Consider the following 26,361-nt stretch of genomic DNA (forward strand, 5'->3'; position numbering starts at 1 on the left):
GGGACCGTGTTCGAGGAGAATTCATGACGCAGCCGGTCCACCCCTTCGTTTCCTTGCTTTCGCTCCTGCCCACGTTATCAGGGCGGCAGCTGCAACATCGCAGGGCATCGGCATCAAGAATGCTCTGTCTGGGGGCCTCCCTTGTCGTGCTGGGGGGGAGTTGTGCTCAAGCCCAGGATAACGGTCCGGTTGACAACGCGTCGGCCGCCAACGCGTCGATCGCTGGAGCAGCAAGTACGCAAAGCACCACGCCGAATGTGGCAACAGATGCCGGAAACAGTGCACAAACGCGGCAGAGCCCGGTCAAAGCGCAGAGCACAATGGCTTCTCTGCCACCGGATCAGAACCACGATACATCTGCAGAAGGTGCGCCATCATCAGGTGCGCCATCCGGGCCGCGCGTCACAGTGGCGAGCGAGGCTGCACAATCATTGCATGTTGCCTCTGTACCTCAGGATCTGCGTTCGCCTTCCATCGCGTTGGGTGGGCTATTTGCTGCAATCGGCGGGGCGCATCTGGCACCCGACTTCAAGACGGTCGCTGACTCACGTCCTGACGAGGCCCCGGCGGCTCTCCTGAATGACTGGGAAACCCAGCGGCATCATCCGGATTTCAATCTCCGCGCTTTCTATCAGCAGCATTTCTCGCCGCCGATCAGGCGTGACGTGTCCTACCGACGCAAGGCTGATGAGAACATCTATGACTATATTCAGGGAATGTGGGGCGTTCTGACACGTCAGCCTGACAAGCCCATGTCATACTCATCCCTTCTGCCCCTGCCTCATGCCTATGTCGTGCCGGGCGGGCGTTTCTCGGAACTGTATTACTGGGATACCTACTTTACCATGATCGGTCTCTATGAGACCGGACAGTGGGATCTGTTACGCGGTATGATCGACGATATGGCATCGTTGATCGACCGCTATGACCATATTCCCAACGGCACCCGCACCTATTATCTGAGCCGTTCGGAGCCTCCCTTCTTCTCGCTGATGGTCGATTTGCTGGCGCAGCATGACGGGCAAGGGGCCTATAAACGCTACCTTCCCCAGTTGCAGAAAGAATACGCTTACTGGATGGACGGAGCGGATACGCTCAAACCGGGTCAGGCCTATCGCCATGTAGTGCGCCTGAATGACGGAACCCTGCTGCTGCGCCACTGGGATGATCTCGATACGCCCCGTGATGAAAGCTATCCGGAGGACGTTGCCACGGCTGCCCACGCCCCATCGCGCGCGCCTGCGGAGGTCTATCGTGACCTGCGCGCCGGGTCGGAAACCGGTTGGGATTTTTCATCACGCTGGCTGGCCGATGGCCATACGCTGGCGACCATCCACACGACCGATCTGGCACCCATCGAGGTTAACGCCTTGATGGTACATCTGGAGCAGACGCTTGAACACGCCTACGCCCTGACCGGACAGCGCAAGCTGGCCCGTCTTTATGGTCAGCGCGCCGATGAGCGTGTGGGTGTGATGCGGCGCGTGTTCTGGGACGATGATCGTCAGGCCTTCTACGATTATGACTGGCGCAAGGGTCGCCTGACTGATGTGCTCTCAGCCGCGACAGCCGTTCCGCTGTTTCTGCGTATTGCCTCGCAGGATCAGGCAATGGCCGTTGCAGAGACGATCAGGAGCAAGCTTTTGCGGCCCGGAGGCATCATGGCAACTGACCATGAGAGCGGGCAGCAATGGGACGCCCCCAATGGCTGGGCACCTGAGGAGTGGATGGCTATCAAGGGGCTCAATAATTACGGCGATACGGAGCTGGCCGAGACTATCGCCCGACGCTGGATGGCACGTGTGATTGGCACCTATGAAAAATCAGGTGTGCTGCTCGAGAAATACGATGTCGAATCTCCAACGATCAGTGCCACCGGAGGCAAGGGCGGAGGAGAATATCCCATGCAGATCGGCTTTGGCTGGACCAATGGCACCCTGCTGGGGCTGATGCGTCGCTATCCCGGTGATACGAGCAGGATCCTTCAGCACAACCCGTTGGCGAGTCAGCCGCCTATTGATGTTCTACCCCCCAGCGACCCCTATAGTGCCGTTGGCCCTGAGGCGAATGATCCGGCGCCCGCGCCGGCAAAACCGGCTGGCGATGTCGAAACCGGCGCTCAGGAAACAGCTCTTCATCCGGCGGCGCCGCAAAATATCACCTCTGACACGAGCCAGACGCACCGTGATGCGGCGATACCCGGTCATGCGCAGCAGGATGCGGGAAAGGATCCCACCCTTCAAGACGTGCCCAGGGCCAGTGCCGTGGATGGAGCTGCCGCAAAACCGGCGGCGAAAGCTGATCAGGCAGGCAGAAATGTCACATCAGAAACGTCAGAGGATAAAGGAAATGGTGTGGAACCTACCCCGCTCGACCAGCGTGTGCCGACCCGCAAGATGACTGCCTATCAGCCCTCCTGAACTGGTTCTTCGTGTGGGGTCGGTGTGTAGCAGAGAGCCAGACGCCTGAGCGCTTCGTTAAGCACGGCTTCTGTCTTGCAGAAGGCAAAGCGTATCAGGTGGCGCGGCGGGGCCGCACCCTCGGGGTCATAAAACGCCGAGACCGGGATCGCGGCGACTCCGGCCTCGGTCACAAGATCGCGGCAGAACGTTACGTCATCGCGTCCTTGGGCATGGGCGGTAATGTCGGCAACGACGAAATAACTGCCGTCGGCGGGCAGGGTAGGGAAGCCGAGCGCATGAAGCCCATTGGCAAACAGGTCGCGTCGCGCGCGCAGGCTGTCGGATAGTTCGGTGAAGAACGCCTCTCCCAGATCCAGCCCCTTTGCAACAGCGCGTTGGAGGTTCGGTGCGCTGGAAAACGCGACGATCTGATGAGCCTTTGCAATGACGGCCGCGAGATCAGGGCAGGCAGTGATGTAACCGATTTTCCACCCGGTTACCGAGAAGCTCTTTCCGGCACTGCCAATGCGAATGGCGCGTTCGCGCATGCCGGGCCGTGTCATGAGCGGGATATGTTTCACCCCGAATGTCAGATGCTCGTAAACCTCGTCGCACAGGGCATAGCAATCATGCTCGAGCACAAGCGAGGCGATAAGATCGAGCTCGTCTGTGGTGAAGACCTTGCCGCTGGGGTTCATGGGCGAGTTGAGTAGAACGAGCTTTGTTCTGGCCGAAAAGGCAGCGCGCAGATCGGCCTCAGGCAGGTGCCAGTCAGGGGCTTCCACCCGCACGCAGCGCGGCACGGCACCAAGCATACGCAGCATGGGCAGATAGGTGTCGTAAAGCGGTTCGATCAGCACGACCTCATCACCCGGCTCGATGAGTGCCATCATGCTGACGGCAAGCGCCTCCGTGGCGCCCGAGGTCACGATCACCTCCTGCGCCGGATCGACCTGCAGGCCATAATCACGAGCATTGGCCCGCGCCACCGCTTCACGCAGTTCGGGCAGGCCGGTCAGGGGAGCATACTGGTTGCGCTGGTCTTTCAGCGCATCCGCAGCCGCATCGATCAGCGCGATGGGTCCTTCCGTATCGGGAAAGCCCTGACCCAGATTCACAGCCTCATGCGCAGCGGCAAGCTGGGACATGGTGGTAAAAATGGTAGTTGGCAAAGAGCTGAGAAACGCGTTTGGTTTTTTCATGCCGGGCCTGCGCTGGAATAGGACAGGGCATGATACCGGCTTAATGCGGAGTGTAAAATCGGCCAGATCCCGCACGCTGTGACACCTTTATGGTGAGGGTGGGGGCCTGATATGGTTCCGGCTGTGTGAAAGGCGCATGGCCTTGCAGTCCTGCTGGTTGTCAGCCCGATCGAAACCGGGACTCCACCGGTCAAGGCTCATCACAGTCGCGTGCGAGGCAGAAAAAAACAACGATAAGGGAGCGAAACGCTCCGATATGCTATTTCTGTTGGTCTGTCATGCGTCGTTTTGCTTCCGGAAAGGGATGATGAAGGGTTTATGGGGGCTGCGGAGGGTCTTTTTCGTTGCCTCGGATGCGTAAAAAGCCTTCGGAATACTCGACAGTTCGCAAATCCTGTCCTAATCGTTTTGCAGCCGATCAGTGCGGCCCCTTGAGGCAGAAACAGGTATTTGACAAATGGCGAAAAAAGCTCCAGCCGCGGCATCCAAGGCTGCGTCTTCCACGAATGCAGCGCCCAAGCCGGGCAAGCCGGACAGCGCCGCCGTTAAGCGCGTCTTCGAGCTGATGCAGGAACACTCGGTCGAGCTGGTTGACCTGCGCTTCACCGATCCGAAGGGCAAGTGGCACCACACGACTCAGTGGCACACCACCATTGAGGAAGATACCTTCGTCGAAGGCTTCATGTTTGATGGTTCGTCGATTGCTGGCTGGAAGGCCATCAATGAATCCGACATGGTGCTTCTGCCTGACCCGACCTCGGCCGTCATGGACCCGTTCTCGGCCAAGCCGCAGCTGATCCTGATCTGCGATATCGTCGAGCCCCGCACCGGCAATTTCTACGCTCGCGACCCGCGCGCGACGGCCAAGGCTGCTGAAGCCTATCTGAAGACCACAGGCCTGGGTGACACCGCCTTCTTCGGTCCGGAAGCCGAGTTCTTCATTTTCGACAACGTCAAGTTCGGCACGGGCCCGAATTACGGCACGTACCAGCTCGACAGCATCGAAGGCCCCGACGCCTCGATGAAGGACTACCCGGAAGGCAATATGGGCCATCGCCCGGTGGTCAAGGGCGGTTACTTCCCGGTTGCTCCGGTCGATAGCGAAGGCGACCTGCGCGCCGAAATGCTCTCCACCATGGGTGAGATGGGCCTGCCGATCGAAAAGCATCACCACGAAGTGGCACAGTCGCAGCACGAGCTGGGCACAAAGTTTGCCACGCTGGTGCAGTCGGCCGACTTCATGCAGATCTACAAGTACTGCGTGCACAACGTCGCCCATTCCTATGGCAAGACGGCCACCTTCATGCCGAAGCCCATCGCTGGCGATAACGGCTCGGGCATGCATGTGCATCAGTCGATCTGGCGCGATGGCAAGCCGCTCTTTGCAGGTGACCAGTATGCCGGCCTGTCGGAAGATGCGCTGTTCTACATTGGCGGCATCATCAAGCATGCCAAGGCGCTGAACGCCTTCACCAACCCGTCGACCAACTCCTACAAGCGTCTGATCCCGGGCTTTGAAGCCCCCGTTCTGCTCGCTTACTCGGCTGCCAACCGTTCGGCCTCATGCCGTATTCCGTACTCGGTAGGCCCGAAGGCAAAGCGCATCGAGGTCCGCTTCCCGGATCCGACCGCCAACCCCTACCTTGCCTTCGCCGCCATGCTGATGGCTGGCCTCGATGGCATCCGTAACAAGATCCATCCGGGCGAAGCCATGGACAAGGATCTGTACGAACTGCCGAAGGAAGAGCTGGCCCAGATCCCGACGGTCTGCGGTTCGCTCCGTGAAGCCCTTCAGGCCCTTGAAGCCGATTTCGCGTTCCTGCTCGAAGGCGATGTCTTCACCAAGGACCAGATCGAGAGCTACATCGAGCTGAAGTGGAAAGAAGTCTACAAGTTCGAGCACACGCCGCACCCGGCCGAGTTCGAAATGTACTACTCGGTCTGATCCGAGGAAAAAGCCCGGCCTTCGCGCCGGGCTTTTTTTATGTCTGCACTATTTCTCTCACCTTGCGTGCATTGGCATGACTTCGGTTGTCAGGCTGTGGCCGTGCTGATTGGGAGAGGGAAGTGCCAGGTCATGGCACGTATCGGATAGCAGCTTACGCAAGGCGCGGTGGGCAGGATCCAGATGGGTGCGCTCTCCCCAGACAAGATATTTGTCGAAACCCGGCAGGACGAGCGGCGCAGGTGGCGCGAAAACCGCCAGATCATGACGTGTCGCCAGCAGGCGTGAGGGTAGCACGGCGACAAGATCTGTGCGGGTCAGAAGATCGGGCACGGTCAGAAAGCCCGAGGCCGAAACGGCCACGTGGCGTTTCAGGTTCAAACGACGCAGCGCAGCGTCGGTCATGGCCTCGAAGCCGCCTCCGTCCGGCGATACCACCACATGATCAGCCTTGCAGAACCGGTCGAGTGTCATGCCTCCGGAGAGGGTGGGATGCCCAAGACGGGTCGCACAGAGCCATGTCTCATGAAAAAGCTTTTGCGCATGGAGCGCCGGCGTGCAGGCGTCGCCGGCAAGCAACGCCCAGTCGAGAGTTCCACGTTCAAGATGGTCCTGCGCTGCCTCCCCGGTCAGGTCATCAACCATGATTTTCCTGATGGACCACATTTGACAGTTCAGGAGACAGTAAAGAGGAGACGCCGCAACGCCCCCCTATCCTGTGATGAACGCCATTCTCCAGCCTGACGCGTACCCTCCCGGGCAGGCGGATAATGTTGTTTCCAATGAGTGCATCGTGGCTGACGTGCCGTTGCTTTGCGTTTGGACACTTCTGACCCATCCAGACGAGTGGCCCCGCTACTCTGCCAACTTCGCCACCCCGCGTATTCACAAGAGTGATGGCCCGCAATTGCTGGCTGGATGTCACTTTGCTTTCAAAACCGTCGGTTTCCCTGTTGAGGCCCGCGTGATGGAATATGTGGCACCCGAACACGGGAGAACCGGCAGATTGGCCTGGCTGGGCGAGAGAGAAGGGCACTGAGACGCGGCTTGACTGCCATCATGCCTGGCTTGTCGAGATGTCGGCTGGCAACCGCCTGCGCGTTCTGATGCAGGAGCCCCAGAACGGGGCACCCGCCCAGGCACTGGCGGCCAACCGGCCCAACCCGATGCTCAACAGCCATCAGGACTGGCTGGATGGGCTGCCAAGAGGAGCGCGGGCCTTTTTCTGACAATCAGAATCCAGGCCAGGGGGGCAATCATCAATGGCGCAGTTGAGGTAGGCCCCGAGAATGCCTGTTATCGGTATGGTGGCGCGGGCGATCTGTCGGCAAGTCTGGTACAGGTACAGGTACAGGTACAGGTACAGGTACAGGTACAGGTGCTTGGTTCTGTTCTGGGCGTTGCAGTGCTGGGAGGGATACCAGTTTCACCGAGAGGCGAGAGGCGAGAGGCGAGAGTCGAGGCATTGCTCGCGTTTGCGACCAGATAGTCTGCGGCAGTACCCTCAGCGGTCGGATATGACCGTCTGTATGCGGACGGAACTGGCACGGAGTCACCAGAGATCGGGTTGCTGGCGTCACCATCATCGGCATACATGCCGGGCTACAATTTGCTTTGCTGTCAAATTCACGGCATGCCGCGAAAGCAATGACCCCCGATAAGGGAACGCACCAAGGAGATGTGAGGGGCTGTGCAGTTCGTTATCATCGTTACGCGGGAAAGATCTTGACGAATCTGCGATTAGCGACGAAAAGCATCCCGTTCATGCGCCATGCCGGGTTAGCACAGTGGTAGTGCAGCGGTTTTGTAAACCGAAGGTCGGGGGTTCAAATCCCTCACCCGGCACCATGACGCGGCGGACAATCAAACGCCAAATGAGGCGCACTTGATTAGCGGGCAGGATTGCCACTTCTCCGCTCTCTTCGGGACGGTTGCAGACAATGGCCTACCTGTCTTCCCCTTGCGCACAAGACATCCATACCTGCATCAATCCTCATAGCTGACGATGATCAGACCTGGATAAGTTCTTGTGCCCGAACGCCCTATTCTTTGCGTCGCATCGCTCGTACAGAGCGACAAAACGTTTATGAGGTTAGACCGATAACGCTCTCGGGGTCACGTAGATAGTGGTCCGGCCCAATCTCATCGCCCTCGACTGCCGTGGCGTGCTGTCGGTACGGATAGTAAGACTATGGTAAGTTCGTGGTCAAAAAGAAGAAAAACAGAAACGCCCTATGTAAGTAGTGCACCGCGGATGATATCTCACAGGATACACCTTGCACCTTTTCAATGCAGCATCGGCAGTTCGGCCAAGGCTGGTCTGGCATAGATGTAGCCTTGCTGCAGCGAGATTCCGAGATCAGAGAGAGCACCTGCTTCTCCCGGGGTTTCGACGCCCTCGCAAATCGGAGTGACGTTCAGCCCCTCCAGCATGGCGATGGTATGACGCATCATGACCTGCTTGACCGGCGTAGTGTCGATGGCACGGGACAGGCCCATATCAAGTTTGACATAGTCGGGCTGAAAACGTGACAGCAGGCTAAGCCCCGCGTAGCCCGCGCCAAAATCATCGATAGCCGTCTTGAATCCCATGCGATCATAGGTCTGGAGAATGTGCAGGAGATGCTCGGTATCCAGCGTTTCGTTTTCGCAGAACTCGAACAGGATCCTGTCAGTGGGAAAGTTGACGCGCTCCGCCGCTTCAAGCGTCGCGCCGATACAGGTCGCTGGATCATAGACGGCATTGGGCAGGAAATTGATGGAGAGAAGCGCGCCCTGCTCTGCCAGCCCGAGCTCTGACGCCAGGGTGATGGCCGTTACCCGGCATGTCTGATCAAAAGCATAACGGTTTTCAGGAGTGACGCGTGACAGGATCTCCTGTGCACTGGCACCATTCTCGCCTCGCACCAGCGCCTCGTAAGCGAAGATTTGCCGGGTCGACAGGTCGACAATTGGCTGAAAGGCCATGGTGATTGGAATATCAAACCCTGCGCCATCGCTGCAGCCAATGCACGCCTTGCGTTTCCCGCTTCCCCAGAATGATGCCATCATTGCGCTGCCCTCCCGCATCGACTACGCGCCATCCCGAACGCAAGGAATGCTCACAAGTTGGTGATTCCGAATCGGGCAGAGCAATTATTTTTGTGACAACCGGCAAAAAGGGAATGGGTCGGGCAGTTTATGTGCGCCTTGCCCGATGGGCGTGTCTGCTGCGATCGCCTTGTGCCAGACGGATAGGAGCAGTTCACGCTAATCGCGCCCTGACCGAAGTCAGTTTGCGATCACGCGGTCAGTTCAAAAGGTAGAAGGCGCAAGCCGAAATCGTGATTGTGACGGGCAGAGTCAGCAGCCATGCTAGGGCGATTTTTGCGAGCATACGCATGTTGATGCCCGATCCGGCGGCAACCATCGTGCCTGCTACACCTGACGTGATGATATGCGTGGTCGAAACCGGCAATCCGGTATAGCCCGCCGAGGCAATGAGGCCAGCGCCGACAAGTTCGGAGGCAGCCCCCTGTGCGGGGGTCAGATGCTGCTTGCCGATGCCCTCTCCCAGCGTCTTGACGATGCGGCGGTACCCCACCATCGTGCCGACACCAAGACACAGGGCGCTGAGCACACGGACCCAGTAGGGCGCATATTCGACAGTCGGGCGAAGCGCCTTGGCAAGCTGGGTGCTCGTCTGTTTTTCCTGCGACGAGGAGGCCGGATTGGCACTGACATCCCGCAGTCCCGAGAGAATTTCATAAACGTCGCCGCGGATCTGGGCCGGCGTTGCGGGTGTGGTGACCATCTTCAGGCGGTCGATGGAGGCCAGGGCGTCCGGTTTGAAGCTGTAGCGGTCATATTGGGCGATCAGGGGCCTTGCCTCCTGCGCCATCTGGGCCAGAGCCGCGCGATCCGTCGGATGGTCCGGGTTCATGGCATAAGTGGCGGGCATCAGGCCGATGATTGTCAGCATGATGAGCCCGATGCTCTTTTGCCCATCATTGCTGCCATGCGAGAAGCTGACGGAGGTGCAGGTCAGGATCAGCAGCGCCCGGACAATCGGGTTCGGGCTCTCATCAGGTTTGGGGGGAGTGAAAAGGGCTGGCATCCGCACAGCGAAGCGGATGAGCAGATAGAGCAGCCCGGCCAGGAAAAAACCGAGCAGAGGCGAGATGGCCAGCGCGCGCAGAACCTTCCAGATCTGCCCCCAATCCACGCTATGACCCAGATCACGTGCATGCAGAAACGAATCTCCGATGGCAATGCCGATCAGCGCCCCGATCGTGCAATGCGAGGACGAGTTTGGAATCCCGAACCACCAGGTGCAGAGATTCCAGGCCAGTGCCGTGCCGAAAAGCGCCACCAGCATCGGCACCGCCGGGTTGCCATTGGGGGGTGTCAGCACATCGGGCGGCAACAGTTCGACCAGTGCGTACGCCACGGCAATGCCGCCCAGCAGCACACCCAGCAGGTTCATGAGTCCCGACCAGATGACAGCCACACGGGGCTTGAGCGCGTTGGTGTAGATCACCGTTGCAACCGCGTTGGCCGTATCGTGAAAGCCATTGGCAAATTCGAAGATGCAGACAAGCAGGAAGCAGATCGCGAGCATGATCAGCGATTCCGTGGAGGAAGGAGCAAAGTGAAGCATCGATCAGGAAGCCTTTGCAGCAGGACGCTCCCACTCTCTGCCAGCGTCGCGTTTCGTGAAAGACTTTGACGCAGGGTTTCTCTGAAACTTCATGATTGCGGGAAAGGGGGATAGCAATCCTGACAAAGTGGAGCCCCGCAGCCCTGCGCTTCTTCCCGTCAGCGGGTCATCTCGACGACGAAGGTCATATAAGCTCCTCGTCCATTATTTGCAGTGGGTCAAAAGCCCAGTCGGCAAACTGATGCTTTGCGAGGATCAGCGGTTGCGGATTGCAGCAAGGATGAGTTCGACATCGTGGATGGAGAGTGCAGGAACCACCTACTTATTTCCCGAACCAGCCACGGCCCGTTCGCCAGTGGTCATAATGGATCGGCAGCATTTGCAAAGCCCAGCATGAGGGGACCAGACAGCACCCTGCTTTAATCACCTCACGGGATGCAGCCTCGCGTGGGCGATTTATGTGCCTCGGCTCGGGTACCAGCGGCGGGATCCGTTCTCATTCTCTATTCGTTCTGCCCGGAGGTTGGCACGTTGTCCTTCAGGCAATCCCTGATATCATCAGTCCGTCGCCGGGCATCATGTGTCTGAGAAGGGGCGTTTTACAAATCAGTCCTCTGTTCTTGTCGGTATGGCTCTGTCTCTGGGTGATAGAGCCGCGGCTAACTGCGATACCACCCGAAATGTGCGCGTCATGTTCCAGAGATATAGGAAAAAGCTTGTGCCGTTCAGTAGCGGTCAGGAGAAATCGAAAATCTCCCCGGTTCGGGATGAGGTATCGTACGATTGGCCTGACTAAGGGGCGCGTTGGCACCCCTTGGGGAAAGTGAATTCAGCGTCCGAGCTTGCGAAGCTTCTCGCCTGCCATAAGACGCTTTTCGATGACTTCCAGCGACATGCCCTTGGTTTCCGGCACAAAGAGGAAGGTGAGCACGATGAAGGAGGCGTTCAGACCCGCGAAAAGCCAGAACGTACCTGAGGTGCCAAAGGTGTTCATCAACGTCAGGAAGCTCGCACCCACAACCATGTTGGTGATCCAGTTGGTGAGCGTCGAAAGCGAGATACCCAGATTACGGCCCTGCATGGGCTGGATTTCGGAGCAGAGCACCCACATGAGCGGTCCAGCCGACATAGCGAAACCCGTGCAGAACAGCAGCAGCAGGAAGATGGCGATGAATTTCGACGTCTCTCCGGACATGTCCGTGTTGAGCAGCATGGCAAGCGCGGCCATACCCAGTGCCATGACGGAAAAGCCGATATAGAGAATGGGCTTGCGGCCCCATTTATCGACAAGACCAACCGCGATGAACGTTGCGAGCATGTTCACCAGACCGATGATGGCCGTGCACCACATTTGCGATGTGGCATCGAATCCGGCGCTCGAGAGGATCTTCGGCGCGTAATACATGATGATATTGATGCCGGCGAGCTGCTGCATGGCCTGCAACATGATGCCAAGTGCAATCGAGCGACGGAAATTCGAATTCGTCTTGAGCAGTTCAAAGCCGTGCTGCTTGATTTCGAGCTGCTCACGGATGGCCTTGATTTCCTTCGCGGCCTCAAGCGGGTCTTCGCGCAGCGAAAGCAGCACTTCCCGGGCTTCCTTGTGACGCCCCTGCATGATCAGCCAGCGCGGGCTGTAGGGCAGGAAAAGCACGCCAATCAGGAAGAGACCAGCCGGGATGGCAGCCACACCGAACATCCAGCGCCAGTTGCCGCTATAGGAGAAATAGGTGTTGGACAGGAAGGCGAGGAAAATACCGACGGTCACCATCAGCTGATAGGTCGACACCATCGCACCGCGTGTCGCCTCACTGGCGATTTCCGACAGGTAGAGCGGGGCGGTAAAGGCAGAAATACCGACCGCCAGCCCCATGACCACACGAAAGGTGATCATGGAAGGAATGGACCAGCTGAGGGCACAGCCGATCGAACCGATCACGAAGATCGAGGCCCCAGCGATAAGCGAACGCTTGCGGCCGAGCGCATGAGACATCCAGCCTGCAGCAAGCGCGCCTACGGCAGCGCCCGCCATCATGGAACTCACCACCCATTCCTGGGCAAAGGTCGAGGCATTGAACTGCTTGGCGAAGAAATCGAGCGCACCGGCAACCACGCCGATATCAAGACCTGACATCAAACCCGCAAGGGCGGCCAGTACCCCGATTACGAGGATCTTGAACTTGGTTGCATCGAAAACCGACGCCAGCACGCCATCTGAGTTTCCGGCATCTGTATCTATCGCCATCTTTAGGTCTTATCCTTTACCGGCGGCACGCAGTGTGCCGACTTCTCGTCCATTCCAGTTTCTCATGACCTGATACGACAATCCGGCAAGCACGTCGCGGTCATGGTCAGACCAGTGCACGCCTTCCAGGTTGAGCAGAAGGGCGGCAAGTGCCACTTCGGCTGCCCGGTTTGCTCCGTCATCGGTCTTGATCGCAATTCCCAACCCCAGCTCGGGCAGAGACGCGACCATGACCCCTTCTGCACCCATCTTGCAGAAGATTCGGTTACCGAAATGCGTCATCAATGTCGTATCAAAACGTCCGCTCCCTGCCACCATGAAGGGATTGGACGCGACTGCTGAACGCAAGCGTGACGCTGCCGACGCATTGCTTTGTGAAAAATTTTTGCCTGTGCCAAATCGGGCGAAACCCGTGGCCAGCGCCGCCAGCGGAACGGCGTAGGTCGGCATGGAACACCCATCCAACCCGCGATTTTCGTCGTTATGCGGGGTCGAGGTCGCCATGACAAGTGCCTCGGTCACCTGACGCTGCGCCTCGTGGGACGGATCGATATACCCCTTCGGATCGAGAGACTGGTCAATGGCGAGGCAGATCAGTCCGGCATGTTTGCCAGAGCAGTTGTTGTGCAGCGCGTTTGGCACGCCGCCCGAGGCGGCAAGCGCCTGTGCTGCCTTGTCATAGGTGGGCCAGTGCGCCCCACATTCCAGACAGGTCAGACCCTGACCCGCCCTGGCGAGCATGGCAGCCGCCGTCTCGGCATGGCGGGGCTCGCCATTATGCGAGGCACAGGCCAGAGCAAGCTCGGCGTCAGTCAGGCCAAGACGATCGGCCGCGCCTGTGGCGACAAGCGGCAGGGCCAGCAGGGCCTTGACCGTCGAGCGTGGAAAGACGGGCTTGTCGATGGCACCCAGACCATGAACGACGCGACCGGCATCATCCATGACAGCAATGCGCCCGAGGTGACGTGATTCAACACGGCCGCCGCGTGTGACTTCGGCGATAGCGATATCGTCCATGACGGTTTCCTTGAAAGCTGGAAGGGCCCGGACTCAGCCGAGCGGTGTCTGTCTCGACAGCAGATAGCAGGATGCGCCCAGACGCGCACTCATGTCGGGGTCATTTTCGAGCCAAGGTGCGACATGGGCATGGCGCACACGCAGAAGAACAACCTGCGTCCCATCTTCTGTCTGCGCGTGGTCGATCAGCAACGCCAGCACGGCGGGGCGGGCGCATAGCAGGAGGGGATGGCGTGCATTGAGGGGAAGCCCGTCCAGAAGCAATGCCTCGCCAGCTTCAGCGCTCGTCAGGCAGTAAAGCCAGCCATCATCTTTCTCCCGGTCGGAAAAGGCCCTTGTCGTGACCAGCAGGAGGGGAGCCTCCTCGGGGTCGAGACGGGCGCGTCTGACAGGCGGTACATAATCGAAAAGGTCGGGCTGGGTGCTGTCAGGGAACGTCGGTCCGGGTGGCGTCCTGCGTGTGTGGCGATCGGCAGGGCGCGATCGGCTTTCGCCATCGGTAAAGGGGAGCTTTCCCGAGGAGGCCATCAGAAGCGGCTTTGACCGATCAGCCTTTCTGACACGTTGCGCACAGCCCCTCGATCTCGACCGTGGACTGGTGCGGCCTGAACCCGATCTTTGCGGCAGCACGCGCAATGGCGTGGGAGATTTCGCTATCCTCCACCTCGCTCACCATGCCGCAGCCACTACAGATTAGAAACTGGGCGCGATGGCCGCACCCGTGACCATGATGACACTCCAGACGATGCGCGCAACCAATGAAGGCGCTCATACGCTCGATACGATGGATCAGCCCTTGTGCAAGCAGGAAGTCGAGTGCCCGATAGACAGTGGGTGGGGCGGCATTGCGCTGATACTGCCTGAGATGGTCGAGTATCTCATAGGCACCTACCGGCTTGCTGCTTTCCAGAATAAGGCCGAGCACCAGACGTCTGGTTTCTGTCAGACGGCTGGCACGCGTCGCACAGAAAGACGCTGCACGGTCCAGAAGGGCCTGAGTGTCTGCGGAAAACCCGGGCTGATCTGTCGTTGCCGTAAGGGTGAGCATCTGGAAATTCCTTTTCCGGCTTGTCCTGACCAGAGTTCCGCCTCTATATCGCGTATCCCAGTCGTTATAATATAACTAAAGGCGACTTTTTTGCGCCAGCTTCTGCTCATCATGCTCTGTGCCCTTGCCCTGCACGGCCTTGCCGGAACCAGCCGGGCGCAGTCTGCTGCCGGTACGCTGGCAGCAACGCAGCCGCCCAGGGTCCGGATTTTCTGTGCCGAAGCGCTCTGGTGCGATCTCGCCACAGGGCTGGGGGGGGATTCTGTCAGCCCTGCCAGTGTCCTGATCTCACCACGCGTCGACCCGCATGATTTTCAGGTCACGCCTGATATGGCGCGTACTCTGGCGCAATCCAGTCTCGTGGTGATGACGGGCGGTCATTATGATGACTGGATGACCCCGCTGCTGGATGCCCAGCCCAATCCCGCGCGTCGCATCATATCGGCGTTCGATCTTGCCGGGCTGACGTCGGGTGACAACCCGCATCTCTTCGATGACCCCGAGGCTGTCGGCCGGGTGGTAGATGCCCTTGCCCGTGACCTTGCCGCGCTGCTTCCCCACAAGGCAGACGATATTGCCGCCGCACAGGCGCGGTTTCGCCGGATGCTCGATAGCTTCAATGCCCGGCTGAAAATCTTGCGCCCCCGGACGCAGGGCATGAAGATTGCTGTCACCGAGCCCGTTGGGGGGCCTGTTTTTGCCGCGCTTGGTCTGGAGATTATCGATCCGGACTTTGCGTTGGCCGTCATGAATCATGTCGATCCTGCGCCGCGCGATGTAGCGCGGCTTGAAGAGGCCCTCCAGCAGAAGACCGTCAAGGCGCTTGTCATCAACCCGGCCGTTGAAACGCCGTCCATCTCGCGCCTGATCGCGCTGGCCCATCGCTCCGGTATTGCTGTCGTGGCCTTTGACGAATTTCCAGCCCCTCCTTTGCTGTGGCAGGACTGGATGACGGTGCGGCTCAACCGGCTTGCAGCCGCGCTGGACATTCGTAACTGATTGGCCATGACTAATCTGCCCGCTGCCCTGACCCTGCATGATGTAACCCTTGCCCATGGCAGCCGGGTCCTGTTTGCGCAGGCAAATCTCACCTTGCCGGCCGGAAGCTTCACCGTGCTGGACGGGGCGAACGGTCATGGCAAGACGACATTGCTGCGCACGTTGCTCGGCCTGCACCGCCCTCAGCAGGGGCGAATTGAGGTACTGGGCCGCAATCCTGCCGCCATAAGAGGGCAGATCGGTTACATGCCTCAGGATCGTCGGCTGCCTGCGCCACAGATGACCGGCCATGCGCTCTTGGCGGCCTCATGGCGGGGGGCCTCTTTCGGCCTGCCGGGCTGGGGTGGGAAACTGAACGCGCGTATCGCGGCTGCTCTGTCTCTCACGGGGGCGGAAACCCTGGCCCGGCAACCGCTCAGCCAGCTTTCGGGTGGGGAGCGGCAACGGCTTTTCCTTGCCGAGGCCCTGCTGGGTGGTCCGTCCTTTCTCGTTCTGGATGAGCCATTGAGCGGTATGGACACGCAATGGCAGACGCGGATTTTGTCCATGCTGCACGAACGATGCCGCGAAACCGGCATGTCGGTTCTCATGTCCTGCCACGGGCTCGACGCCGTCCGGCCCTTTGCCGATCATCTGCTCCGGATCAGGGATCAGAAACTGGAGCTTCATGATGCTGCATTATGAGTTCATGCAGAATGCCTTCATGGCGTCGGGCGTGGTGGCGCTGCTATGCGGGCCGGTGGGGTGGTTTCTGGTGTTGCGCGGCCAGAGTTTTGCGGGGCATGCGCTATCGCATATCGGCTTTGCCGGGGCCACTGGTGCCGTACTCATCGGCATGACGCCGCTTGCAGGCATGGTGCTTTCTGTTCTGGCGGCAGGGCTGGTGCTCGGATGGGAGCCTCAAGGCGATCTGCGTGCCAATGCGGCGAGTGCCAGTCAGCGGGATAGTGTGATCGGCCTCGTGCTGGCTGCCAGCCTTGGGCTTGGCCTGCTGTTCCTGCAAATGGCCCATACACCTGCGAGCAGCACCACGGCCCTGCTTTTTGGCAATGTGCTTGGGGTGGACCGGACGACCCTGCGTATGTTGCTGGCGCTTGGTGGTGTGTCTCTGGTCGGGCTTTGCGTGCTGGGTCGGCCCTTGCTGTTTGCCAGCCTCGACCCGGACCTTGCAGCAGCCAAAGGCGTGCGGCTGCGCGTTGTGGCCTGCGGCTTCATGATGCTTGTTGCGCTGGCTACTGCCATAGGCTCGCGCACGATCGGAATCCTGCTGGTGTTCAGCCTGCTGGTCGGGCCAGCCTCATGCACACTGCGCCTTGGCCTCTCACCCTGGATCGGGCTTCTGGTTTCCGCACTTTTGGCACTGGCTCTGTCCTGGGGCGGGCTTGTCGTGGCCTGGTATACCGGGGTGCCGGTCTCGTTCTGCATCAGTGCGGGGGCGGCGCTTTGCTATCTGCTGGCGCGAGCCATCGCCAGCCGCGGGCTTATCGCGGCTGCGCGTTCATGATCCGACCGGCGCGGCTATAGCTGACACAACGGTAAAAGCAGTCTTCTCGGACGAATCATACCGTCTCCTGGATTTGCCGCTCTGAAAGCGTGACGGAGCGTCTGCCGTTTCCCTGGTCGGCGAAGTTCTCGACGGCTCAGTTCAGATGCCAGTCCAGCACCATGATCCCGACCACGAAGACAGCCAGCACGATATGCATGATGATCAGCTCACGCACGTTGATCGTCGGCACATCCTGCCGGGGCTTCTGTGGTTTTGCCATGAATGGCTCCTTCTTGTTTTTTGCCCGACGATCTTAAACCAGTTTGCTGGTCTTCAGTTATATCGTCATGAAAAATAATTCAGAGACAACTGACGCCGGGGCGCGCCCTCATGACGATCATCCGATCGAGGTCTCTCCCTATGCAAAATATATCCTGATTCTGGCGGCCGTGGTCGCTGCAATCTGTGGTGGTCTGTATGGCTACGATACCGGCATCATCTCCGGTGCGCTGCTGCTCATCTCCGATGATTTTCATCTCAGCAGCACCATGCAGGAAATGGTGGCGTCGGCCATTCTGGCCGGTGCCATTCTTGGCGCCCTGGCGGCCGGGTCCTTCTCCGAGAAATACGGCCGGCGCGCCTGCGTGACGCTGGTCAGCGGCGTATTCGTGCTTGGGGCGTTGGCCTGCGCCTTTTCGCCCGATGTCTGGCTACTGATCATCTCACGCGTGTTCCTCGGCTTTGCTGTCGGCGGGTCCACGCAGGTCGTGCCGATGTATATCTCGGAGCTTGCTCCGGCGGAAAAGCGCGGCACACTGGTCACGATGTTCAATGTGGCGATCGGGCTGGGCATCCTGCTGGCCAACATCATTGGCTATACTGAACGCGAGGCCTGGGGCTGGCGCCCGATGGTGGGTCTTGCCGCCGTCCCTGCTGCCATCGTCTTTGTCTCCATGTTCTTCATGCCCAAGAGCCCACGCTGGACGGCCGAGAATGAGGGTATGAAGCGTGCCATCATCGAACTCGGTCGTATCCGTACGTCAAAGAAGGTGATCCGCAAGGAAGTGCGCGAGATGCGCGAGAATGCGGAAGCGGCTGACCCGCGCAATCGTGGCTGGAAGGGACTGTTCCGGCCCTGGGTGCGTCCCGCCCTTGTTGCCGCTCTGGGCGTGGCCTTCTTCACCCAGTGCGGCGGTCTGGAAATGATGATCTATTACGCGCCGACCTTTCTGCGCGATGCCGGATTCGGCGCTTCATCGGCGCTTATGGCCTCGCTGGGTGTGGCCATCACCTATTGCATCATGACCTTCATTGGCTGTCTGATTGTCGACCGGGTCGGCCGTCGTCGCCTCATGCTGATCATGGGACCGGGTTCCATTGTCAGTCTGATTGGTCTGGGTATTGTCTTTGCCATGCACCCTGCCGCAGGCAGCATGGGCTCCTATCTGGTGATCGTGTTCCTGCTGCTGTTCATGGCGTTCAATTCGGGCGGCATTCAGGTCTGTGGCTGGCTGCTTGGCGCCGAGATGTTCCCGCTTTCCATGCGTGGTCAGGCCACCAGCCTTCACGCTGCAACGCTCTGGGGATCTGACCTGCTGGTGACGGGCACGGCGCTGACGCTGGTGCAGCTCATCACGCTGGGTGGCACCATGTGGTTCTATGCGGCGGTCAATCTGGCCTCGGTGGCGTTCATCTTCTTCTTCGTGCCGGAAACAGCCGGCGCCACGCTTGAGGATATCGAGCTTGCCCTGCACGAGAAGCGCTTTCGCCCCAGCAAGGGGCAGACACGCATCGTTTCTGAGGACGTGCAGGAAGAAGCCGCCGCCTAAGCCATACAGTTCCAGCAGGGTAGTTCGCGTGACGATGGGGGTGGCCTTTCAGGGAGGGGCCACCCCTTTTTCGTGAAACTGGCATTGCGCGGCAGAAATCGCTAAAAGCGGGCTCTGAATGACGATTGCCCATTCGACCGCAACGCCTGCACCCCAGGGAACTCCATGCGGATCGGGCGAGAAGTAGGATCAAGATGAGCTGGCTGACCGAATACGTTCGACCGAAAATCCGTGGCCTTCTGCAGCGCGAAGTGCCGGAGAACCTGTGGACCAGCTGTGAGTCCTGCTCGCAGATGATCCTGATCAAGGATCTCGAGAAGGCTCAGCGCGTCTGCCCCCATTGCGGCCATCATGGCAAGGCGCTGGCCAATGAGCGCCTTCAGTGGACCTTCGATGACGGCAAATACACCAAGATCGAGCTGCCCAAGGTTCCCAGCGATCCGCTCGGCTTTCGTGACCAGAAGAAATATGCCGACCGCCTGAAGGACGCCAAGACCAAGACCCATCTTGATGAGTCGCTGGCTGTGGCCCATGGCAAGATCGGTGGGCATGATGCGGTTGTGGCCGTCATGGCCTATGAATTCATGGCAGGCACCATGGGCACGGCTCTTGGCGAAGCCTTCATTGCAGCCTGTCGTCTGGCCGTGCTGCAGAAGGCGGCACTGGTGATCTACACCGCCTCGGGTGGTGCTCGCATGCAGGAGGGCGTTCTGTCGCTCATGCAGATGCCACGCACGACCATTGGCGTCGAGATGCTCAAGGATGCCGGTCTGCCCTATATCGTTGTGCTGACCAACCCGACGACGGGCGGTGTCTCGGCTTCCTTCGCCATGCTGGGTGATGTGCAGATTGCCGAACCTGAGGCGCTGATTGCCTTTACCGGCCCGCGCGTCATTCAGGATACGGTGCGCGAGAAGTTGCCCGAGGGCTTCCAGCGTTCCGAGTATCTGCGCGACCACGGCATGGTGGACATGGTTGTGGCGCGTCCCGAGCTTCAGACCATGCTCGGCCGTCTGATTGGCATGATGATGAACAAGCCTGCTGCTGCCTCTGAAGCAGCCTGACGGGCTCTGCTCCCTGCTGGCCCCGTCCTGCGCAACAGGGCGGGGTTTTTTCTTTCGCTCCCACACGGATTGACCCATGACGACCCAAGCCGCCCCGGCCAGACTCAGCGATGAATATGAGGGCCGGACCGGTGTCGTGCTGGCCCGTGTGCAGGCGCTTTATCCCAAGCTGATCGATCTCTCCCTCACGCGGCTGCACGCCCTGCTCGACAAGCTGGGCAACCCTGAACGCGCGCTGCCGCCCGTCATTCACGTGGCCGGGACGAATGGCAAGGGCAGTACCTGCGCGACCTTGCGCGCCATAGCCGAGGCGGCCGGGCTGCGCGTTCATGTCATGACCAGCCCGCATCTGGTGGACGTGACGGAGCGGTTTCGTGTGGCGGGCACACTGGTGACCGAAGAGGCGCTGGTTGCGACACTCGAGGAAATCGAGCGCATCAATAATGGCGCGCCTATTACCGTGTTCGAGGTTCTGACGGCTGCGGGTCTGCTGCTGTTTGCCCGAACACCTGCGGATCTGACGATTCTTGAAGTCGGTCTGGGTGGTCGTCTGGATGCGACCAATGTTGTTGCGCGCCCGATTGTGTGTGTGATCACGCCGGTGGATCTCGACCATCAGGCCTTTCTGGGTGAAACGCTCGGCCTGATTGCTGCCGAAAAGGCTGGTATCATCAAGCCGGGTGTGCCGGTTGTATGCGCTCTCCAGCATGATGAGGCTCGCCAGGTGATCGAGGCTCAGGCCGCGTCCTGCAAGGCCCCTCTGTGGGAGGTCGGACGCGACGTAACCTGCGATCGTGATCATGATGGCACCCTGACCTATCAGGATCCGCTCGGGGTCCTGTCACTGCCGGCACCGGGGCTGAAGGGTGTGCATCAGGTCGCGAATGCCGCCCTGGCCGTGGCCGCCATGCGGGCCAGTGGCTTTCCCCTGCCTGAGCAGGCCTGGGCCGGAATCGCCCATACGCAATGGCCCGCCCGATTGCAGCGTCTGGAAGGCAGGCTTGCCGCCCTTTTGCCCGCAGGGTGGGAATTATGGCTCGATGGCGGGCACAACCCCAATGCTGGCGAAGCACTCTCGGCCACGTTAGCCGACTGGTCCGACCGTCCGTTGCATGTCATTGTTGGCATGAAGCAGAGCAAGGATGCTGCGGGTTTTCTCCGACCCGTACAGCGTCATGCGACGACACTTCATGCTGTGGCAGAAGAGGGCCAGCATCTCGCTTTACCTGTCGAAACCATCATCGAGGCCTCAGGTGGTCATGCTGTTGCCGGGCCGACAATTGCAGCGGTCCTTCCCCGCTTCGAGGGGCCACCAGCGCGGGTGCTGATCTGCGGCAGTCTCTATCTGGCAGGCGTGGTTCTGAAGCAGGATGGCACATTGCCTCGCTGAGATGTGTTCAGCGCCTGATCGCAGGGTAATGAGATCATGGTGCTGTCAGATGAACCGTCACGCCCTGATCTGTCAAAGCAAAAGTCTCTCACGGTGTATCAGACTCGATTGTTGTCGTATCTATTCGTCTAATGAAAACGAAAAAGAACAGGATGACGAATAATGAGTGTCCGCAGGTGCTCGTATATTTTATGGCAATGATCAGGTAGAGCCATAACCCTTCTGCCTCAGACGCGGCGAATGCAAGCGAGGCGCGCAAGGGCAGAATGGAGGAGTGAGAGATGCGTTACCTCGTAACCGGCGGGGCTGGGTTTGTAGGCAGCCATGCCGTGCTGGGCTTGCTGGATGCCGGGCACGAGGTCGTTGTTGTCGATAATCTCAGCACAGGCCATTTGGCGGCCGTGCCATCGGGTGTGACGCTTCATCAGATCGATATGATGGATGCGCAGGCTCTGGACGCGGTGGTCGGCAGTCAGGATTTCGATGCGGCCCTGCATTTTGCGGCAATCTCACTCGTCGGTGAGAGCATGGCCGATCCTCTGCGCTACTTCGAACAGAACTATATCTCGTCCCTCAATCTCATTCGTGCGCTGGTCAGGCATAATGTGCGCAAGCTTGTATTCTCCTCGACGGCTGCGCTTTTTGGCGGTCCTGAACGTGATGCCCCGATCCCGGAAAATGCGCCGGTCGATCCCGGCTCTCCTTATGGGGAGAGCAAATACATGATCGAGCGGGTGCTGCACTGGGCCGATCGCATCCACGGTTTGCGCAGCGCCTGCCTGCGCTATTTCAATGCAGCCGGCGCCGATGTTCTGGGCCGCGCCGGGGAAGACCATCGGCCCGAGACGCATCTTGTGCCCATTGCCATCGACGCTGCCCTGGGGCGTCGCCCGCAACTGAGCGTTTTCGGTACCGACTACCCAACCCGTGATGGCACATGCGTGCGTGACTACCTGCATGTTGGCGATCTCTCGACCGCGTATCAATGCGTTCTCGCCAGCATTGATGATCGCAGCGTGCTCTACAACATTGGAAGCGGGCGCGGATTTTCCAATATCGAAGTTATCCGTGCCGTCGAGCGCGTCAGTGGTCGCAAGCTGCCATGGGATGCCGCACCACGACGTGGGGGCGATCCGGCAACACTGATCGCCGACTCAGGCAGTTTCCGTTCAGATACGGGATGGACACCGCGACTGTCGGATCTTGATACGATTGTCGAGACTGCCTTTCGCTGGCGCGAGGCGCATCCCCATGGCTATGGCGGGGCGTGACAAGCCCCGGATGCGCCTTCGTCAGAACGCTTGGGCGACGCTGAAAGCGGGTCGGGGTACGTAACGGCCTTTGCCGCGTACGGCGCGAAGATTCCCATCGTCCCAGACGACCACGCCCTGGCTGATGGTTTTTTGCGCAAGGCCGGTCAGGGTCATGCCTTCATAGAGCGTGTAATCGACGTTCTGATGCAGGGTGGCGGCAGAGAGGGTGCGTGAGGCGGTTGGGTCCCACAACACCAGATCGGCATCTGCCCCCGGTGCAATACAGCCCTTTCTGGGGAAGATATTGAAGATACGGGCGGTGTTGGTCGACGTGATGGCCACGAACTGCTCCGGTGTCAGGCGACCACTGACAACCCCGTGATGCCAGAGCACGCTCATGCGTTCCTCGATCCCCGGCACACCATTGGGGATTTTCGTGAAATCATCGCGGCCACGTTCCTTCTGGTCGCGACAAAAGCAGCAATGATCCGTGGCGGTTGTCTGTAGCTGCCCCGAAACCAGCCCGCCCCACAGAGCCTGCTGATGGGCTCTGGCGCGAAAGGGCGGGCTCATGACATGGCGGGCAGCAGAGAGCCATTCCTCATTATGATAGACGCTCTCATCGAAAACGAGATGCTGCGGAAGTACCTCACCATAGACCTTCATACCCTTGAGACGGGCTGCAGCGATGGCTTCCGTGGCCTCGCGGGTCGAGACATGCACGATATAAAGCGGCGTGTTCTGAAGCGTCGACAGGGCAATGGCGCGTTGGGCTGCCTCGCCTTCGACCTCGGCGGGGCGTGACAGCGGATGGGCGTGGGGGCCGGTTTCGCCGGCAGCGAGAAGCTGCGCCTGAAGGAATGACACGGCGTCACCGTTTTCGGCATGGACGGTGCAAAGGGCACCCAGCGCGCCAGCACGGCTCATGGAGCGCAGAAAGACGGTATCGTCGATCATCAGGGCGTTTTTATAGGCCATGAAGTGCTTGAAGGAGTTGACGCCGCCTTCCTGCACCAGGCGACCCATATCCTCGTGTACCTGTTCGTCCCAATGCGTGACTGCGACATGGAACCCGTAATCGGCGGCGGCTTTCTCGGCCTTGCCTCGCCAGTCCTGCCACGCCTCGAACAAGCGCTGCCCGGCTGCGGGTATGACAAAATCAATGATGCTGGTCGTTCCACCCGCCAGCCCTGCCGCGGTGCCGGTATAGAAATCGTCGCTCGCGGTCGTACCCATGAACGGCATTTCCATATGGGTATGGGGGTCGATTCCACCCGGCATGACCAGCAGCCCCGTGGCATCGACCAGCGTACAGCCGGTTGGCTGTTCCAGATCGGGACCTGTGGCGGCAATCCGGCCTTCATCGTCACACAGGACATCACCGCGCATACTGCGCTCGGCTGTGACGATCGTTCCACCCTTGATGAGCAGCATGACACTGTTCCCCTGTGAAAAAGCCCGGATAAAAGAACCAGCCATAATATCGTTGTAATACCGAAATCATAAGACTAGCCTGACCAGATGGTCAATCTATTGCTGGTACGCCAAGGGTCCAGCATGGATCATGCAGGATGGCCATGCCGTGAGGGTCGTGACAAGCTCGGCAGGGCGGGGCAGTCATGACAGGGTGATCATGACGGGACGACCGGAAAGGATGGCGATGACGCAGGCACACATGAACATGCTCTCTGGGCCGTTATCGAATGAGGATCTCGCTCCGGTGTCGGAGCGGCACTGGGCCTGGAAAGACTATCTGTTCCTGTGGATGTCCAATGTTCACAGCGTTGCGGGTTACATGACCATTGGCAGTTTTTTCACCATGGGGCTGCCGGTCAGTGCTGTGCTGTCCGGGCTTCTGACGGCGGTAATCATCGTGCATGTGCTGTGCAATCTGGTGGCGGTCCCCAGTTTGCGCGCTGGCGTGCCGTTTCCGGTGGTCATACGGGGAGCCTTCGGTGTGTATGGCGCGGTCGTTCCCGCGCTGGTGCGTGGCGCCATTGCGGTGGGCTGGTACGGCATACAGACCTGGCTGGCCTCGAATGCGATCGTTCTGTTCATCCTGCACATGGACCCTGGTGTGATGGGCTATGCGGATTCGCATCTGCATGGTGCTCTTGGGCTGTCCCTGCTGGGCTGGGGTGCCTTCCTTTGTGTCTGGCTGTTGCAGATTGCCGTATTCTGGCGAGGGATGGAGTCCATCAGGCACTTCATCGACTGGGCAGGGCCTGCCATTTATCTTGTCATTTTCGGGCTCGATATCGCGCTTTTATGGCGCACGCACGGTGCCTTCCATCTCTCGCTTCTGCCCCAGTCGGTCGTCAGCTGGCCGGTCGCCCTTGCCGGGGTTTTCAGCGTGGCCTCCCTGACATTGGCCTATTTCTCGCCGATCATTCTCAATTTTGGTGATTTTGCCCGCTACGGCACGAGCATGTCTGATGTACGTCGGGGCAATTTCTGGGGATTACCCGTCAATTTCATGGCGTTTGTCATGCTGGTTCTGACCACACTCGTTCTGGCGCGTTCTGCGCTGGGGCGGCTGATCCTGGATCCGGCCGGAACCATCATGTTGTTCGACAGCCCGACCATCATGCTTGTCGGGACGATCACCCTTGTCTCCGCCACGATCGGGATCAATATCTCGGCCAATTTCGTGTCGGCCGCGTTCGATTTTTCCAATATTGCCCCCGCCAGCATCTCATGGCGCAAAGGGGGGCTGATTGCCTCAATCGGGGCGATCCTGCTGACACCGTGGAATCTCTACGCTCATCCCGAGCTTATTCATCTGACACTCGATATTCTCGGACTGTTCATTGCACCGGTTACGGGCATCCTGCTGGTCGATTATTATCACGTGCAAAAAGCCAGTCTCGATTTGCCTGGTCTTTATTCCACAGCGCCTGATGGCCCGTACTGGTACCGGGGCGGCGTCAATCGGCGTGCTGTTCTGGCATTGGCGCTATCGGTGGTGCTGGGGCTCATGGTGGTCTTCGTCCCCGCCCTGCATGGTGCGCAGAACTACGCTTGGGTGATCGGGCTTGTGACCGGCGGCGTGTTTCACTTCGGCCTTTCGGGCCTCAGCCCGCGCGGGGGAAGAGCGGCCTCACAAGAATCATGAAGGTTTCGAGCGCGGTATCATAATCGCGCTCACCCAGAGGGGCCGTGTCGAGCAGGGCCTCGAACTGGACCTGCATATCGGCATAGGCCTGTGTTCCGGACCAGAGCAGGCACAGGAAATGGGTGGGGTCTATGGGGGTCATGAGCCCCCGTGACTGCCAGTCGAGAAAGATCGCGGCATGGCGGGCTACATGGGCGCGAAGCACGTCCTTCAGAAAGCCTTCGAGCCGCTGCCCTCCTGAAAAAAGTTCCTGAGCGAAAAGCCGCGACCCTTCCGGCCGGGTACGTGAGAACGCGATCTTGGCACGCAGATAGCCTTCCATGCCCTCAATCGGGTCACGATGTGCGCTGAGCCAGTGATCGGCATCATCCAGCCAGACATCGAGAAGCCTTTTGAGCGTGGCGTTGTACAGCTCCTCCTTGGAGCCGAAATAATAGAGGATATTGGCCTTGGGGATGTCGCACAGCGCAGCAATCTCTTCCAGACGCGTTCCGTTCAGGCCTCGCGTCCCGAAGGTCGTCTCGGCGGCATTGAGGATCTGGGGCAGCATGGCCTGGCGCGGGGCACTGGGTCTTCTGGGCTTTTTGATGGTGTCGGCGTCAGGTGACGCTTTTGCCCTGAAGCCACAAGGGGCGAGGTCACTGCCTGCGCTGTCATGGTGACCAGTGGCGAGGTGATCCTGATGGGGCAGGATCCTGCCGGCGAGGGGCACAGTATTATCGGTCAT

22 protein-coding genes and 1 tRNA gene are annotated in these 26,361 nt (G+C 59.6%); 12 read left to right on the top strand and 11 right to left on the bottom strand.

The features are described from left to right. Positions 1–23 precede the first annotated feature (23 nt). Complete coding sequence (gene treF, locus ACWNRM_RS05680; protein ID WP_485170014.1) at positions 24–2,420, top strand: alpha,alpha-trehalase TreF; 2,397 nt, start codon at positions 24–26, stop codon at positions 2,418–2,420. Here treF and ACWNRM_RS05685 read toward each other — a convergent pair. Further along, entirely contained in the window at positions 2,408–3,604 is a 1,197-nt protein-coding gene (locus tag ACWNRM_RS05685) for an aminotransferase (RefSeq protein ID WP_485170013.1), read from the bottom strand. The genes treF and ACWNRM_RS05685 overlap by 13 nt on opposite strands. A 457-nt stretch (positions 3,605–4,061) precedes the next feature. Here ACWNRM_RS05685 and glnA point away from each other — a divergent pair, with 457 nt between their 5' ends. Beyond that, complete coding sequence (gene glnA, locus ACWNRM_RS05690; RefSeq protein ID WP_485170012.1) at positions 4,062–5,549, top strand: type I glutamate--ammonia ligase; 1,488 nt, start codon at positions 4,062–4,064, stop codon at positions 5,547–5,549. A gap of 57 nt (positions 5,550–5,606) precedes the next feature. Here glnA and ACWNRM_RS05695 read toward each other — a convergent pair whose 3' ends face one another. Beyond that, positions 5,607–6,194: a LysR substrate-binding domain-containing protein gene (locus ACWNRM_RS05695; protein ID WP_485170011.1), complete on the bottom strand. Its 588-nt coding sequence runs from the start codon at positions 6,192–6,194 to the stop codon at positions 5,607–5,609. Between the two features lie 329 nt (positions 6,195–6,523). On the opposite strand from ACWNRM_RS05695, the gene ACWNRM_RS05700 reads away from it, so the two are divergent. Next, on the top strand, positions 6,524–6,778 hold the full coding sequence (locus tag ACWNRM_RS05700; protein WP_485172167.1) for a hypothetical protein: 255 nt from the start codon (positions 6,524–6,526) through the stop codon (positions 6,776–6,778). Positions 6,779–7,322: 544 nt separating this feature from the next. Further along, positions 7,323–7,397, top strand: a tRNA-Thr gene (locus ACWNRM_RS05705). A 438-nt stretch (positions 7,398–7,835) separates the two neighbouring features. On the opposite strand, the gene ACWNRM_RS05710 is transcribed toward ACWNRM_RS05705, so the two are convergent. From ACWNRM_RS05710 to ACWNRM_RS05735, 6 genes are all read right to left on the bottom strand, one after another. Beyond that, positions 7,836–8,600: an EAL domain-containing protein gene (locus ACWNRM_RS05710; protein ID WP_485170008.1), complete on the bottom strand. Its 765-nt coding sequence runs from the start codon at positions 8,598–8,600 to the stop codon at positions 7,836–7,838. A gap of 238 nt (positions 8,601–8,838) precedes the next feature. Continuing rightward, entirely contained in the window at positions 8,839–10,188 is a 1,350-nt protein-coding gene (locus tag ACWNRM_RS05715) for an inorganic phosphate transporter (RefSeq protein ID WP_485170007.1), read from the bottom strand. Between the two features lie 829 nt (positions 10,189–11,017). After that, the gene (locus ACWNRM_RS05720; protein ID WP_485170006.1) at positions 11,018–12,433 is read right to left on the bottom strand and encodes a sugar porter family MFS transporter; all 1,416 of its coding nucleotides are present in this window, start codon (positions 12,431–12,433) and stop codon (positions 11,018–11,020) included. Positions 12,434–12,442: 9 nt separating this feature from the next. Beyond that, entirely contained in the window at positions 12,443–13,450 is a 1,008-nt protein-coding gene (locus ACWNRM_RS05725) for an asparaginase (protein ID WP_485170005.1), read from the bottom strand. A 33-nt stretch (positions 13,451–13,483) separates the two neighbouring features. Next, complete coding sequence (locus ACWNRM_RS05730; protein WP_485170004.1) at positions 13,484–13,978, bottom strand: hypothetical protein; 495 nt, start codon at positions 13,976–13,978, stop codon at positions 13,484–13,486. Between the two features lie 19 nt (positions 13,979–13,997). Beyond that, entirely contained in the window at positions 13,998–14,498 is a 501-nt protein-coding gene (locus tag ACWNRM_RS05735; RefSeq protein WP_485170003.1) for a Fur family transcriptional regulator, read from the bottom strand. A gap of 90 nt (positions 14,499–14,588) precedes the next feature. Here ACWNRM_RS05735 and ACWNRM_RS05740 point away from each other — a divergent pair, with 90 nt between their 5' ends. The 3 genes from ACWNRM_RS05740 to ACWNRM_RS05750 are packed head-to-tail and all read left to right on the top strand — an operon-like array spanning position 14,589 to position 17,001. Continuing rightward, positions 14,589–15,497 (top strand): metal ABC transporter solute-binding protein, Zn/Mn family, encoded by a 909-nt coding sequence (locus tag ACWNRM_RS05740; RefSeq protein ID WP_485170002.1) that lies wholly within the window; start codon positions 14,589–14,591, stop codon positions 15,495–15,497. A 6-nt stretch (positions 15,498–15,503) separates the two neighbouring features. Beyond that, a complete protein-coding gene (locus tag ACWNRM_RS05745) occupies positions 15,504–16,181 on the top strand; it encodes a metal ABC transporter ATP-binding protein (protein WP_485170001.1) in 678 nt (225 codons plus the stop codon). Further along, on the top strand, positions 16,165–17,001 hold the full coding sequence (locus ACWNRM_RS05750) for a metal ABC transporter permease (protein ID WP_485170000.1): 837 nt from the start codon (positions 16,165–16,167) through the stop codon (positions 16,999–17,001). Before ACWNRM_RS05745 ends, ACWNRM_RS05750 begins: the two co-directional genes overlap by 17 nt. Positions 17,002–17,137: 136 nt before the next feature. Here the strand turns inward: ACWNRM_RS05750 and ACWNRM_RS05755 are convergent, their stop codons facing one another. After that, positions 17,138–17,263, bottom strand: a complete 126-nt coding sequence (locus ACWNRM_RS05755) for a hypothetical protein (protein ID WP_485169999.1) — start codon at positions 17,261–17,263, stop codon at positions 17,138–17,140. A 67-nt stretch (positions 17,264–17,330) separates the two neighbouring features. On the opposite strand from ACWNRM_RS05755, the gene ACWNRM_RS05760 reads away from it, so the two are divergent. The 4 genes from ACWNRM_RS05760 (at position 17,331) to galE (ending at position 22,537) form a co-directional block, all read left to right on the top strand. Then, on the top strand, positions 17,331–18,812 hold the full coding sequence (locus tag ACWNRM_RS05760; protein WP_485169998.1) for a sugar porter family MFS transporter: 1,482 nt from the start codon (positions 17,331–17,333) through the stop codon (positions 18,810–18,812). A gap of 194 nt (positions 18,813–19,006) precedes the next feature. Then, positions 19,007–19,876, top strand: coding sequence for an acetyl-CoA carboxylase, carboxyltransferase subunit beta (gene accD / locus ACWNRM_RS05765; RefSeq protein ID WP_062163697.1), 870 nt, complete (start codon positions 19,007–19,009; stop codon positions 19,874–19,876). Between the two features lie 76 nt (positions 19,877–19,952). Beyond that, positions 19,953–21,266, top strand: a complete 1,314-nt coding sequence (locus ACWNRM_RS05770) for a bifunctional folylpolyglutamate synthase/dihydrofolate synthase (protein ID WP_485169997.1) — start codon at positions 19,953–19,955, stop codon at positions 21,264–21,266. Positions 21,267–21,547: 281 nt separating this feature from the next. After that, complete coding sequence (galE, locus tag ACWNRM_RS05775) at positions 21,548–22,537, top strand: UDP-glucose 4-epimerase GalE (RefSeq protein ID WP_485169996.1); 990 nt, start codon at positions 21,548–21,550, stop codon at positions 22,535–22,537. A 21-nt stretch (positions 22,538–22,558) separates the two neighbouring features. Here galE and hydA read toward each other — a convergent pair whose 3' ends face one another. Then, positions 22,559–23,953, bottom strand: a complete 1,395-nt coding sequence (gene hydA / locus ACWNRM_RS05780; protein WP_485169995.1) for a dihydropyrimidinase — start codon at positions 23,951–23,953, stop codon at positions 22,559–22,561. 226 nt (positions 23,954–24,179) lie between these two features. Between hydA and ACWNRM_RS05785 the strand changes: the two genes are divergently transcribed. Continuing rightward, entirely contained in the window at positions 24,180–25,634 is a 1,455-nt protein-coding gene (locus tag ACWNRM_RS05785) for an NCS1 family nucleobase:cation symporter-1 (protein ID WP_485172168.1), read from the top strand. On the opposite strand, the gene ACWNRM_RS05790 is transcribed toward ACWNRM_RS05785, so the two are convergent. Continuing rightward, positions 25,594–26,361 (bottom strand): TetR family transcriptional regulator C-terminal domain-containing protein, encoded by a 768-nt coding sequence (locus ACWNRM_RS05790; protein ID WP_485169993.1) that lies wholly within the window; start codon positions 26,359–26,361, stop codon positions 25,594–25,596. The genes ACWNRM_RS05785 and ACWNRM_RS05790 overlap by 41 nt on opposite strands.

It is taken from the genome of Asaia sp. A2 (genome assembly GCF_057319415.1).